12 protein-coding genes and 1 pseudogene are annotated in these 11,999 nt (G+C 69.1%); 6 read left to right on the top strand and 7 right to left on the bottom strand.

The features are described 5' to 3' along the window. Both V7067_RS10990 and V7067_RS10985 read left to right on the top strand, forming a co-directional pair. Window positions 1-982 (top strand): aldehyde dehydrogenase family protein (locus V7067_RS10990; protein ID WP_334175945.1); only part of this gene is annotated, 982 nt, incomplete at its 5' end. A 47-nt stretch (window positions 983-1,029) separates the two neighbouring features. Beyond that, complete coding sequence (locus tag V7067_RS10985) at window positions 1,030-1,854, top strand: shikimate dehydrogenase (RefSeq protein WP_334175944.1); 825 nt, start codon at window positions 1,030-1,032, stop codon at window positions 1,852-1,854. Between the two features lie 37 nt (window positions 1,855-1,891). Here the strand turns inward: V7067_RS10985 and V7067_RS10980 are convergent, their stop codons facing one another. Together V7067_RS10980 and V7067_RS10975 are read right to left on the bottom strand one after the other, a co-directional pair. Continuing rightward, on the bottom strand, window positions 1,892-2,314 hold the full coding sequence (locus tag V7067_RS10980) for a PadR family transcriptional regulator (protein ID WP_334175943.1): 423 nt from the start codon (window positions 2,312-2,314) through the stop codon (window positions 1,892-1,894). A gap of 154 nt (window positions 2,315-2,468) precedes the next feature. Next, window positions 2,469-2,942, bottom strand: a complete 474-nt coding sequence (locus tag V7067_RS10975; RefSeq protein ID WP_334175942.1) for a (2Fe-2S) ferredoxin domain-containing protein — start codon at window positions 2,940-2,942, stop codon at window positions 2,469-2,471. A gap of 57 nt (window positions 2,943-2,999) precedes the next feature. On the opposite strand from V7067_RS10975, the gene V7067_RS10970 reads away from it, so the two are divergent. Continuing rightward, window positions 3,000-3,356 carry a hypothetical protein gene (locus V7067_RS10970; protein WP_334175941.1) on the top strand — a complete coding sequence of 119 codons (357 nt, stop codon included), beginning with the start codon at window positions 3,000-3,002 and terminating at the stop codon, window positions 3,354-3,356. A gap of 246 nt (window positions 3,357-3,602) precedes the next feature. After that, window positions 3,603-4,304, top strand: coding sequence for a class I SAM-dependent methyltransferase (locus tag V7067_RS10965; RefSeq protein WP_334175940.1), 702 nt, complete (start codon window positions 3,603-3,605; stop codon window positions 4,302-4,304). Between the two features lie 63 nt (window positions 4,305-4,367). Here V7067_RS10965 and V7067_RS10960 read toward each other — a convergent pair whose 3' ends face one another. Further along, window positions 4,368-5,147, bottom strand: a complete 780-nt coding sequence (locus V7067_RS10960; protein WP_334175939.1) for a 3-hydroxybutyrate dehydrogenase — start codon at window positions 5,145-5,147, stop codon at window positions 4,368-4,370. 301 nt (window positions 5,148-5,448) lie between these two features. Here V7067_RS10960 and V7067_RS10955 point away from each other — a divergent pair, with 301 nt between their 5' ends. Further along, window positions 5,449-6,009, top strand: a complete 561-nt coding sequence (locus tag V7067_RS10955) for a Fur family transcriptional regulator (RefSeq protein ID WP_334175938.1) — start codon at window positions 5,449-5,451, stop codon at window positions 6,007-6,009. A 78-nt stretch (window positions 6,010-6,087) separates the two neighbouring features. Beyond that, the gene (ispG, locus tag V7067_RS10950; RefSeq protein ID WP_334175937.1) at window positions 6,088-7,413 is read left to right on the top strand and encodes a flavodoxin-dependent (E)-4-hydroxy-3-methylbut-2-enyl-diphosphate synthase; all 1,326 of its coding nucleotides are present in this window, start codon (window positions 6,088-6,090) and stop codon (window positions 7,411-7,413) included. A gap of 11 nt (window positions 7,414-7,424) precedes the next feature. On the opposite strand, the gene thpR is transcribed toward ispG, so the two are convergent. The 4 genes and pseudogenes from thpR to V7067_RS10930 all read right to left on the bottom strand — a co-directional run. Beyond that, window positions 7,425-7,961, bottom strand: coding sequence for an RNA 2',3'-cyclic phosphodiesterase (gene thpR / locus V7067_RS10945; protein WP_334175936.1), 537 nt, complete (start codon window positions 7,959-7,961; stop codon window positions 7,425-7,427). Window positions 7,962-8,124: 163 nt separating this feature from the next. Beyond that, window positions 8,125-8,916, bottom strand: coding sequence for a Bax inhibitor-1/YccA family protein (locus V7067_RS10940; protein ID WP_334175935.1), 792 nt, complete (start codon window positions 8,914-8,916; stop codon window positions 8,125-8,127). Window positions 8,917-9,183: 267 nt separating this feature from the next. Next, window positions 9,184-11,754, bottom strand: a complete 2,571-nt coding sequence (locus tag V7067_RS10935) for an FtsX-like permease family protein (protein WP_334175934.1) — start codon at window positions 11,752-11,754, stop codon at window positions 9,184-9,186. Window positions 11,755-11,765: 11 nt separating this feature from the next. Beyond that, a pseudogene (locus V7067_RS10930) lies at window positions 11,766-11,999 on the bottom strand (ABC transporter ATP-binding protein); the annotation flags it as partial.

Genomic DNA, 11,999 nt, shown 5'->3' with positions numbered 1-11,999 from the left:
GGCGGTTGCCGCCTGTAGCCTGCCGGAAGGCACGTTCTCGCTGCTGTTCGATGCCTCGCGCAGCATCGGTCAGGCGCTGGTGGCCGATCATCGTATCAAGGCGGTCGGCTTCACCGGCTCGCGCGCCGGTGGTACCGCATTGATGGCGATTGCGGCCGGCCGCGCCGAGCCGATCCCGGTCTATGCCGAGATGAGTTCCATAAATCCCGTGATCCTGCTGCCGGGTGCGCTCGCAGGCCGGGGGGCGGCCATCGGCAAGGCGTTCGTTGCCTCGCTGACGCTCGGGGCGGGCCAGTTCTGCACCAGCCCCGGCCTCGTGCTGGCGCTGGAAGGGCCGGGGCTGGACGACTTCCTTGCCGCTGCCGCCGGGGCGCTTTCCGCCTGCGCCGCACAGACCATGCTTACGCCGGGTATCCTGTCGGCCTACCGGGCCGGCGTCGGGGCGCTTTCCGCCAATGCGGCGGTCACCGCCGTCGCCAGCGGTCTCGATGGCGCGGAACTGTCGGGCACCGCCAGCCTGTTCGCCACCACGGCGGAGGCGTTCCTGTCCGATCACCGCCTGCAGGCGGAGGTGTTCGGCTCCGCCTCGCTGGTGGTGCGCTGCGCCGACGAGGCTGCCCTGCATGCGGTCCTCGCCGCACTGGAAGGTCAGCTGACCGGGGCGATCCACCTCGACGAAGCAGCGGATGCCGCGCTTGCCGCCCGCCTCCTGCCCCTGCTGGAACGCAAGGTCGGGCGGGTGCTCGTCAACGGCTTCGGCACCGGCGTGGAGGTGGCTCCCGCCATGGTGCATGGCGGACCGTTCCCTTCCACCGCCGACGGGCGCTCCACCTCGGTCGGCACGCTGGCCATCGCCCGCTTCCTGCGGCCGGTCTGTTATCAGGACGTGCCGCAGGTGCTGCTACCGCCGGCCCTGCACGATGAAAATCCCTACAAGGTGCCGCGCCGTCTCGATGGCCGGCTGACATTGCCCGAAGCCTGATCTTCTTAAGGCTGATCCTGCCGAAGCCAAATCTGCAAGGAGGCACCATGACGGTCACGACCGCATCCGCCATTCCGGCGACAACCGACATCACCGGCCGCACCCGGCTGCTGGCGATTCTGGCCGATCCGGTGGCGCATGTGAAAGCTCCGCCGCTCATCAACCGTCTGGCGGCGGAGCGCGGGCGCGATGCCGTCATGGTGCCGGTGCAGGTGGCACCGGCGGACCTGCCGCAGGTTGCGGAGACGCTGCGCAGGCTGAAGAACTTCGACGGCGCAATCGTCACCGTTCCGCACAAGACCGCGATGCTGCCGCTGTGCGACAGCCTCAGCCGCGCGGCCGAACTGGTCGGGGCGGTCAACGTTATCCGCCGGACGGCCGACGGACGCATAGAGGGCGATGCGCTGGACGGCGTCGGCTTCGTCGGTGGCCTGCAGGCGGCAGGCATCGCGCTTGCCGGTCGCCGGGTCTATCTGGCCGGGGCCGGCGGCGCGGCCTCGGCCATCGCCTTCGCGCTGGCGCAGGCCGGTGTCGGGCACCTCACCATCGCCAATCGCTCCGCCGACAAGGCACGGGCGCTGGCCGCCCGCGTGGCGGATGCCTTTCCAGCCGTCGGAGCGGCTGCCGGCGACAGCGACCCTTCCGGCCACGATCTCGTCATCAATGGCACGTCGCTGGGCATGAAGCCGTCCGATCCGCTGCCGCTGGACGCCGCCCGCCTGACGCAAGCCATGGTCGTTGCCGAGGTCATCATGGAGCCCGCCATCACCCCGCTTCTGGCAGCTGCAGAGCGGGCGGGCGCCCGCATTCATCGCGGTGCGCCGATGCTCGATTGCCAGGTGAGCCTGATGGCCGATTTCTTCGGGCTCTGAGGCTTCAGCTTTCCGACCGGGCAGAGGACGCGGGCGGTCAGGTCCGCTCCACGGATTGCGCGGCCTGATCCAGAATCCCGGCGATGGCATGGGCCTCCGCCGGCGACAGCAGGCCGCGCTCCAGACGCATGCGCAGCGCGAGGGTGAGGTTTTCCATTGCCCGCATGACGGGGGCTGGCACATCGGGCTCGGCGGTGCGGTGTTCGCGAATCCGGCCGAACAGCGCCTCGACCTGTTCCCGGCTGGCGGCGAGATAAGCGCGGCCGGCTGGCGTGATTGCGAACAGCCGGCGGCTGCCGGCAGGCTCTTCCGCCTGCACGTAACCCCGGTCTTCGAGAAAGGCCAGCGCGGGATAAATCGTGCCCGGACTGGGGCTGTAGGCACCGCCGGCCTGTGCCTCAATGGACTTGATAAGCTCGTAGCCATGGCTGGGCTTTTCGCCGATCAGCCAGAGCACCATGAGATGCAGGTCGCCATGCGCGAACAGCCGTCCGCGACGCCCACCGCGTCCGCCGCCACGGCCACGGCCGTGGCGCTCCGGTCCGCGATCCGCACCTCCCGGCCAGCCAGAGCCGCCGGGCGGACCATATCCGGAACGAGACACTTCTACCCCCTCACTGCGTGCCGGCCTTTGCCGCCTCGATAAGGGAGGGAATATCCTTTTTTTCCACATTCACAAAGACCTGCTCCGCGCCCTGCCCTGCGGCGGTTGCCTGCGTGGCACCGTCCGCCGGCCCGATGATGACGACCGGCGCCTCGGCGCACAGGTCCACGCAGCCACAGGAAGCCACCGCGATCGCCATGCCACTGGCCGCCGCTGCCTGCTTCAGATCGGCAAGAAAGGCGGGGCTGTCCCAGCAGACCCGGCAGTCGCGGCCGGTGCAGACCGTGATACGCGCGGCAGCGATATGCGCGGCGGGCTGTGCCGCCGGAGCGATGACGGCATCCGGCGCGGGTACCGTGCCGGCTTCATCCGGGAGCGCCCGCGCGGTTTCCGGGAACTGCGGACCGTCCCGATAGAGGCTATCGGCGGGGCCGGGCCTATGGTCCCGGTCGTGACCGCCGCGTCTCATGGAGCGGCCCTTCATGAAGCGCCCTTTGAAGCCTCTCCCGTGTGCTTCCCGCTCTTCCGGCCGGCCATGGCGATGTTTGCAGCCTTCGCCGGCATGCCCGTATCTTTCACGGCCGCGGCCGCCACGCCCATGCTCGCCGTGCCCATGCTCACCGTGCTCCCGCTCGCCGCGAGCATGTCGGCCACCGAACCGGCCGTGGCCGAAACCGTGACCGCGATGTTCGTGGCCCTGCGGTTCGCCGTGGCGATGACCGCCGTCTTCGCCGCCAAAGCCGCCCTGCCGGCTGGAACCGTGACCGCGGTGTCGATGCCCTTCCGGTCCTCCGTGGCGATGTTCGCTGCCCTTGCCGCCGAAGCCGCCACCATGGCGGCTCTGAGATTCGATATAACGACGCATATGCGCTTCCTTCTATTTTTCGATAGCATTTAGATATATCGAAAAATATCGAATGCAAGAGCGATCGCGGTTCCGGTTGGGAAAAAGCCCTGAGGTCCCCATCGGACTGCCAGCTCGCATGGGGGCAACCCGGCCGCATGGGGCCGCCATCGTCGTTATATCGAATGGATGCGATAGCGCCGCGGTTCGCCGGCCGTGAGCCGGCTGTTTCACAGGACCGTCGCCCGCGCATGGCAAAACGGCCGAACCGCCTTTTCCGAAGCGTTTCAGGGCCTGTTCATGTCCAAGGTGATGTCCCGCCCCGGTGTGTCTGTGCCGCCGGCCGCTGCTGCCACGCCCGATCTCGATCATGCGACCGTCGAGAAGGCCTATGCGCGCTGGGCGCCGGTCTATGACGCCATCGTCGGTCCGGTCTGCCGCGCCGGACGGCGCGCGGCGGCGCGGGCCGCAGGCAATGTCGGCGGCCGCATTCTTGAAATCGGCGTCGGCACCGGGCTTTCCTTTCCCGATTACGGCCCGGCAACGGCCATCACCGGCATCGACCTTTCTGCCCCGATGCTGGAGAAGGCAAAGCTGAAGCTTGCTGGCGGGCGCTTCCCCCATGTGAAGGCGCTTCGGCAGATGGATGCCCATGACCTCGCCTTCGCCGACGGCAGCTTCGATTGTGTGGTGGCGCAGTTCGTCATCACGCTGGTGGCCTCGCCGGAACAGGTGCTGGACGAGTGTGCCCGCGTGGTGCGCCCCGGCGGCGAGGTAATCCTCGTCAACCACCTCTATTCGGAAACCGGCTGGCGGGCTGCCGTGGAGCGCTGGTTCGCCGCGCGCACGCGGGGCATGGGCCTCAGGCCGGAATTCCCCTTTGCCCGGCTTGCGCAATGGGTCGCCGCCCACCCGGACATGGAGCTGGTGGAGCGCACGGCGCTGAAGCCGTTCGGTCTCTACACCCTGATGCGTTTCCGCCGCCGCGTCGCCGCGCGCTGAACGGGACAAAAAAGAAGGCCGGGGCAAGCCCGGCCTTCGTGCATCCGTCGCTGGGCCTGCCGCTTACTGCGCGGTCCAGCCGCCATCCACCGGAATGATCGCGCCGGTGATGGAAGCCGCGCCATCGCTCGCCAGATAGAGGGCGAGGGAGGCGACCTGCTCCACCGTCACGAACTCCTGCGTCGGCTGTTCGTGCAGCAGGAACTTCTTCACCTCGTCCTCGCTGATGCCGCGGGCCTTGGCCTGGTCGGGGATCTGCTTTTCCACCAGCGGCGTCCAGACATAGCCCGGGCAGATAGCGTTGGCGGTGATGCCGAAGGTGGCGGTTTCAAGCGCCACGGTCTTGGTCAGGCCGGCGATGCCGTGCTTGGCGGCCACGTAGGCGCTCTTGAACGGCGAGGCGACCAGCGCGTGGGCCGAGGCGGTGTTGATGATGCGGCCCCACTTGCGCTTCTTCATGCCCGGCACGGCGGCGCGGATCGTGTGGAACGCCGAGCTGAGATTGATGGCGATGATCGCGTTCCACTTCTCGATCGGAAATTCCTCGACCGGCGAAACGAACTGGATGCCCGCGTTGTTCACCAGAATGTCGACGGAACCGAACGTGGATTCCGCATTGGTGATCAAGGCGGCGATTTCGTCCGGCTTGGTCATGTCGGCGGCGTCATAGGCAGCCTTCACGCCGAAGCTCTTCTCGATGCCCGCGCGCTCGGCCTCGATGGCGTCGGCCGGGCCGAAACCGTTGATGACCACGTTGGCGCCGTTGGCGGCGAAGATCTTCGCGTAGGCGAGGCCGATACCGGAGGTCGATCCGGTGACGACGGCGGTCTTGCCCTTCAGCATGGACGTGTTTCCCTGCACTGAGTTACAGTGATGGCACCCGATGGAAAGGTGCTCCTTGCGGGCAGATCAAACCACCGGGGCGGTGAAAAGTCGAACGGAATTGCGGAGCTGCCGCAAGCGCGGCATGGCCCCGCATCATCCCTGCAGAAGCACCGGGCAGCGCGGCTGCATCCGGGGCGGTGGCAGGCGCGGGCGAACGGGTTGTGTTCCGGCATGCCGCGCAGCTTTGTGCTATAGATTGTTTATGACAGATCGATCGTCTCGCCGGTCCGCCCCTGACGAAAGACAGACTCCCGGCGCGTTGCGCGGGCCTGGGGGCACGTGCATCCACGCCCACGCCCCGGGCGATCATGCCCGCGAGGCGGGGGATGCCTTTCCAGAGCCCGGCCACGATCACCGCCACTGCGCAGCCGACGTGCTGGCGCGGGCGGATGCGATCTGCCGCAGTGCCGGGGTGCGCCTCACGCCCGGCCGCCGGGCCGTGCTGGACGTGCTTCTGGCCGAGAGCCACCGGCCGCTCGGCGCCTATGACATCATCGAGCGGCTGGGTGCTGGCGGACCGCCGCCGGCGCCGATCTCGGTTTATCGCGCCCTGAACTTCCTGACCGAAAACGGCCTCGTCCACCGCATCGAGCGGCTCAACGCGTTTCTTGCCTGCGCCGGACGGCACGATGCCGCCCGGCCGGTTGTATTTCTCATCTGCGAGACCTGCGGGCAGGTGGCAGAGGTTTCCGGCGAGAGCATCGGGCTGGATGTCGCCGGCCTGCAGGCGCGCACCGGCTTCGTGCCGCGCAATGCCGCGATCGAGATTCTGGGGCTGTGCGCCCGCTGCGCGGCTGCCCCGGCGCGGGCCGCGGGTTGACGCGTTGTGTGCGCTCTGGCACCACCAGAGCCGCTCCGGCGCCCGCCCGCGGACGTTCTTCTGAAGGACAGCATCATCATGGATCAGGCCATCAGCAACGCGGCACCGGAGGCGGTTGAAGGCGGGCAGTCCGAGGCCGGACCCGCGCCGCGCCGGCGGGCCGTGGGCGTGGATGTCGGCGGCGTCATGGTCGGCGGCGGCGCGCCCGTGGTGGTGCAGTCCATGACCAACACCGACACCGCCGATGTGGAGGCGACCGTCAGGCAGGTCGCGGCGCTGGCGCGTGCCGGCTCGGAAATCGTGCGCATCACCGTGGACCGGCCGGAATCGGCCGCGGCCGTGCCGCACATCCGCGAGAAGCTGGAGAAGCGCGGCATCCGCGTACCGCTGGTGGGCGATTTTCACTATATCGGCCACCGGCTGCTGGCCGATCACCCGGCCTGTGCCGAGGCGCTTGAAAAATACCGCATCAATCCCGGCAATGTCGGTTTCAAGGACAAGAAGGACAAGCAGTTCGGCGCTATCGTCGAACTGGCCGCCCGCCACGGCAAGGCGGTGCGCATCGGCGTAAACTGGGGCTCGCTCGATCAGGAACTGCTGACCCACCTGATGGATGAGAATGCCGGCGCGCAAAAGCCGAAATCCGCCGCTGCCATCCTGCGCGAAACCATCATCCGCTCCGCCCTGCTTTCCGCCGCCCGTGCCGAGGAGATCGGCCTCGGGCGCGACCGCATCATCCTGTCGGCGAAGGTCTCGCAGGTGCAGGACCTCATTGCCGTCTATCGCGACCTTGCCCGGCGCTGCGATTATGCGCTGCATCTGGGGCTGACCGAGGCGGGCATGGGTTCCAAGGGCATCGTCGCCTCTGCGGCCGCGCTGTCGGTGCTGCTGCAGGAAGGCATCGGCGATACCATCCGTATTTCCCTGACGCCCGAGCCCGGTGGCGACCGCTCGCTGGAAGTGAAGGTGGCGCAGGAGATTCTGCAGACCATGGGCTTCCGCACCTTCCTGCCGGTGGTGGCCGCGTGCCCCGGCTGCGGGCGCACCACTTCCACGGTGTTTCAGGAACTGGCGAAGTCCATCGAGGCCCATATCGGCGAGCGCATGCCGGCGTGGCGGGAGCAATATCCCGGCGTCGAGAAGCTGAAGGTCGCCGTCATGGGCTGCATCGTCAACGGGCCGGGCGAATCCAAGCACGCCGATATCGGCATTTCCCTGCCCGGTACCGGCGAAATTCCGACCGCGCCGGTCTATGTCGATGGCGTCAAGGCCGGGACCCTGCGTGGGCCGAACCTTGCGGTGGAATTCCAGAAGCTGGTCGAGGACTATATCGAGAAGCGGTTTGGCCGCGCCGGGGCCGGCAGCGACGCCGCCGCGCCGGCGGAAAGCGCGCCGGCCGCCTGACGAGGCCGCGTTCAGGCCGAAAGCGGAAAAGCGTCTTCGACCAGATAGGGACCGCCGCCCACCGAGGCACGCGAGGAAAACAGCACGAACCGCGTGGCCATGAACGGCGGCAGAGAGAAGCCGCCCCTCAGGGCCAGCCAGTCGGCCACCTCGCGCGGCGAGGTACCGCGCAGCCGGGCAAGGGTGACGTGGGGCGTGTATTTGCGCCCTTCCGCCGGCAGGCCGAGGCGCTGCAACAGGCGCTCGTGTTCTGCCTGCAGATCGGCCAGCGCCGCGTTTGGCGCGACCCGCGCCCACAGCGAATGCGGCTTTGTCCCGCCGAAGCTGCCCAGCCCCTCGATATGAACCGGAACCGGCGCCCGCTGCACGCGGTCCAGTGCATTGGCCACCTCGTCGGCGGTGCGCTCGTCGATGTCGCCGATGAAGCGCAGGGTGATGTGGTAGTTCTCGGGATCGATCCAGCGCGCGCTGCGCAGGCCACCGCGCAGAAGGCCCAGTTGCAGGCCGGCCGGGGCCGGAATCTCAAGACCCGTGAAGAGCCGGGGCATTGCCGCCTTCCTCCGCTGATTCGGTCTGCCCGACTATTGGGGCGCGGGCGCAAGGAAACTGGCAAGCCGGCACGGCACCGTCGCGCATCGCCATCCCCTGAAAGCAAAAGGGGCGCGGCCCTCGCGGACCGCGCCCCTCCGATTGCGCATCCGGCGGGCCGGATCAGTTCCGGTTGCCGAAAAGCTGCAGCAGCATCGTGAACAGGTTGATGAAGTCGAGATAGAGCCGCAGCGCACCGAGGATCGCCTTGCGGCCGACCGTGGCGCCGTCGTCGCCGGCGAAATACATCTCCTTGATCTGCTGGGTGTCGTAGGCGGTGAGGCCCGCGAACACCAGCACGCCGATCACCGACACGGCGAACTGCAGCGCCGAGGACTGGAGGAACAGGTTCACCAGCGAGGCGATGATGATGCCGATCAGGCCCATGAACAGGAACGAGCCCATGCCCGAGAGCGAGCGCGAGGTCGTGTAGCCATAAAGGCTGAGGGCACCGAACGAGGCGGCGGTGATGAAGAACACGCGGGCGATGGAGGCCTGCGTGTAGACGAGGAAGATGGACGACAGCGACAGGCCCATCAGGGCCGCGAAAATCCAGAACGCGATCTGGGCGGACGACACGCTGAGCGAGCCGAGGCGCGGGAATACCAGAAACACCATGGCGAGCGGGGCAAGGATGATGACCCACTTCAGCGGGCTGACGAACAGGGCATAGCCGAACTGCGTCAGCGCCATGGTGCTGTTGACCTGCGCGACGGCGCCGGCGGAGCCGGGGTCGGTCACGGAGGCGGCAAAGGCACCGAGAGCGGCGAGGCCGGTGATGACCAGGCCGATCGCCATGTAGTTATAGACCTTGAGCATATATGCCCGCAGGCCCGCATCGATGACGCCGGCCTGCGCCCGCGCCGCCGGGCTTACGCCAAAGCGCGTGGTTTGATTGGGGTCGAACGTCGGCATCGGAATTCCCTCTTTCAGTCCCGCAGGGCAGGACCAGAACCGGTGAAGCGCGACCCTCCGCCTGCCGGGGCGGCAAGGCCGGCGCGATCATCGCCCGATCCGGCCGGGCTTGGGGTGAACCTTAGCCTCCGGCCATGACAGACGATAGTCTCACCGCCAAATATGGGCGCGTTGACGCGGGCCGGCAAGACGGCACCGGCAGGTGTTGCCGAAGATGAAGCCTTTGTAATCTGCGCTTTGCTGCGGCGTGAAAACCTTTCCGTCGCCTCACAGCGCGCGCAGCACCGCCGCCGGGCGCTGGCCGAGCACCCGCCATGTGCCGGCAAGACCCAGCCCGACCGTGACGGCGAGCGCCAGAGCCACGGTGCCGAACGCGGTCTCCGGCAGGAAGGCGAACGGAATGCGCATGACGCCGGCCACCACCGCCCACGCGGCGGCCCCGCCGGCAAGCAGCGCGAAGGCGGCGGTTGCCAGCCCGATCAGGGCATATTCCAGCGCATAGGCCGCCACCAGCCGGCCGCGCGTTGCGCCCAGCGTTTTCAGCACCACCGCATCGTGGATGCGGCTGGCATGGGCGGCGGCCAGCGCCCCGCCGAGCACCAGCACGCTGGCGGCAAGGGCGATGGCGGCGGCCGCCCGGATGGCGATGGCGAGCTGTCCGGCGATGGCGTTGATGGTGTCGAGGGCATCTTTGACCCGCACGGCGGTGACGGTCGGGAAATCCCGGCCGATGGCGCGCATCAGCCCGGCTTCCTGCGCCGGCGTCGCTCCGCCCGGCCATGTCAGCGTGGCCAGCACGGTGCCGGGGGCGCCGGCGAAGGTGTCGGGCGAGAACACCATGACGAAGTTGATGGCCAGCCCGTTCCACTCGGTGGTGCGCAGGTTGGCGATGGTGGCCGTCACCGGCCGGCCGAGCACGTTGACGGTCACCGTGTCGCCGGTCTTCAGCCCCAGATCACGGGCGACGTCGGCGGAAAACGACACCAGCGGCGGGCCGGCATAATCCGCCGGCCACCACTGCCCCTGCTCGATGCGGCCGTTGTCCGGCGGGCGGGCGGAGAAGGTGATGCCGCGGTCGCCCTTCAGCACCCACTGCACGCCCGCCGGGGCGGGATAGGCGGCGGCCGGAATGCCCTTCAGCGCCGTCAGCCGGCCGCGCAGCATCGGGGTTGCCTCGACCTTGGCCCCCGGCGCGGCGGTGCCGAGGAAGGCGTGAAAGGCGTTCCACTCGGTGCTGGCGACATCGAGGAAGAAGAAGCTCGGTGCTACCGCCGGCATCCGGCCGGTCAGTTCGCGGCGCATGTTGCCGTCGATCAGCGACAGCGCCACCATCAGCGTCAGCCCGAGGCCGAGCGAGAGCACCACGATGGGCATGGAGGAGCCCGGCCGGCGGATGTTGCCGAGCGCCAGCCGCAGGGTGAACCCGCGCGGCCGCAGGCGCCCGGCCGCCGCGGCAAGGGCCAGCGCCACCGCGCGCAGGATGAGGAAGGCCCCGGCCGCGCCCGCCACGAACACCACCGCGATGCGGCGGTCGCCCGCCACCGCCACGGCAAGGGCGATCAGCCCGGCCGCGACGGCGAGACTGGCGACGAGATAGCGCCGCCGCGGCCGGCCGCGGGCACCGGCATCGTCGCGGAACAGGGCCGTCGGGGCGACATCGTGCACCCGGCCGAGCGGCCACAGCGAGAAGGCGAGGGCGGTCAGCAGGCCATAGGCCACGCTCAGTGCCAGCGCACCCGGATAGAGCCCGCCCACCGCATCCACCGGCAGCAGGCCGGACAGCAGATAGCCGGCAACCGGGGGCACCAGCGCGCCGGCGGCAAGACCGAGCGCGACGCCGAGGGCGGCAATCGCCATCACCTGCATCAGCGCCACGCAGAACACCAGTCCGCCGCCGGCGCCGAGCGCGCGCAGCACGGCGATGGAGAGCCGCCGGCGCTCCACGAACGCGGCAACGGCATTGCCCACGCCGACACCGCCGACCAGCAGCGCGGAAAGGCCGACGACCGTCAGATATTGCGCGAAGCGCTCGATGTTGCTGACAAAGCCGGGCGCCGCGCCGGTGCGGTCGCGCAGCCGCCAGCCGGCATCGGGAAAGCGGGCCGTGAGGTTTTCGCGGGCGGCCCTGAGCGTCGCATCGCCGCTCCCTTCCGGCAAAAGCACCCGCTCGGACCACGTCACCAGGCTTCCCGGCATCAGGAGGCCAGTCTCAGGCAGGGTTTCGGCCGCGATCATCAGCCGGGGGCCGAAATCGAACCCGCCGCCGAGCTTGTCCGGCTCGCGGGCAATGATGCCGGTCAGCTTCACCTGCGTCGTGCCGATGCCGATCGTGTCGCCGGGTTTCAGCCCCAGCCGGTCGAACAGTGCGCGATCGGCGACAGCGCCCTGAAGCGGCCGGCCGTTGGCCGTGCCTTGTGGCCCCAGTTTCTCGCGCAGGCTGCCGCCGCCTTCGATGTCCAGGCTGCCGACCAGCGGGTAGGCCCCGTCGACGGCCTTCAGTTCGGCGAGGATCTGATCGCCGGAGGCCGCCCGCGCCATGGCCCGCAGGGTGGCGATGCGCGAGGTGGGCCCCATCGCAGCCACCGCGGCGGCTTCATCCGGGCAGAGGGTGCGGTGGTTCAGGGCCGCCTCGATATCGCCGCCAAGGATGGAGCGTCCCTGTTCGGCAACCGAGCGCGTCAGCGCATCTGCCAGCGAGCCGACGCCGGCGATGGTGGCGACCCCGAGGGCGATGCACGCGATGAAAATGCGAAAGCCGCCCAGACCGCTGCGCAATTCGCGCCGCGCCAGACGCGCGGCGAGGCCGGCGCGGAAAAGGAGACGATGAAGTCGTTGCATGGGACGCGCCATCAGTCTGCCGCCGGCAGCACGCGGCCGCCGCTGACGCGCACCGTGCGCCCGCAGCGCGCGGCAAGCCCGCCATCGTGGGTGACGAGCACCAGCGTGGCACCACGGTCCGCCTGCGCGGCGAAGATCAGGTCCGCGATTGCCGCTCCCGTCCCTGCATCGAGATTGCCCGTCGGCTCGTCGGCGATCAGCAGCGCCGGGCGCGGCGCCAGTGCCCGGGCAATGGCCACGCGCTG

The sequence above is a fragment of the Pseudoxanthobacter sp. genome (assembly GCF_036822375.1).
Classification (GTDB): domain Bacteria; phylum Pseudomonadota; class Alphaproteobacteria; order Rhizobiales; family Segnochrobactraceae; genus Pseudoxanthobacter.
This window is presented reverse-complemented; position numbering and strand designations above follow the sequence as displayed.

What these genes read in the sequence shown, in the direction of transcription:
- V7067_RS10985 (WP_334175944.1), top strand. Translation starts at nt 1,030, where the DNA reads ATGACGGTCACGACCGCATCCGCCATTCCGGCGACAACCGACATCACC.
- V7067_RS10980 (WP_334175943.1), bottom strand. Translation starts at nt 2,314, where the DNA reads ATGGTGCTCTGGCTGATCGGCGAAAAGCCCAGCCATGGCTACGAGCTT.
- V7067_RS10975 (WP_334175942.1), bottom strand. Translation starts at nt 2,942, where the DNA reads ATGAAGGGCCGCTCCATGAGACGCGGCGGTCACGACCGGGACCATAGG.
- V7067_RS10970 (WP_334175941.1), top strand. Translation starts at nt 3,000, where the DNA reads ATGTTTGCAGCCTTCGCCGGCATGCCCGTATCTTTCACGGCCGCGGCC.
- V7067_RS10965 (WP_334175940.1), top strand. Translation starts at nt 3,603, where the DNA reads ATGTCCAAGGTGATGTCCCGCCCCGGTGTGTCTGTGCCGCCGGCCGCT.
- V7067_RS10960 (WP_334175939.1), bottom strand. Translation starts at nt 5,147, where the DNA reads ATGCTGAAGGGCAAGACCGCCGTCGTCACCGGATCGACCTCCGGTATC.
- ispG (WP_334175937.1), top strand. Translation starts at nt 6,088, where the DNA reads ATGGATCAGGCCATCAGCAACGCGGCACCGGAGGCGGTTGAAGGCGGG.
- thpR (WP_334175936.1), bottom strand. Translation starts at nt 7,961, where the DNA reads ATGCCCCGGCTCTTCACGGGTCTTGAGATTCCGGCCCCGGCCGGCCTG.
- V7067_RS10940 (WP_334175935.1), bottom strand. Translation starts at nt 8,916, where the DNA reads ATGCCGACGTTCGACCCCAATCAAACCACGCGCTTTGGCGTAAGCCCG.
- V7067_RS10935 (WP_334175934.1), bottom strand. Translation starts at nt 11,754, where the DNA reads ATGCAACGACTTCATCGTCTCCTTTTCCGCGCCGGCCTCGCCGCGCGT.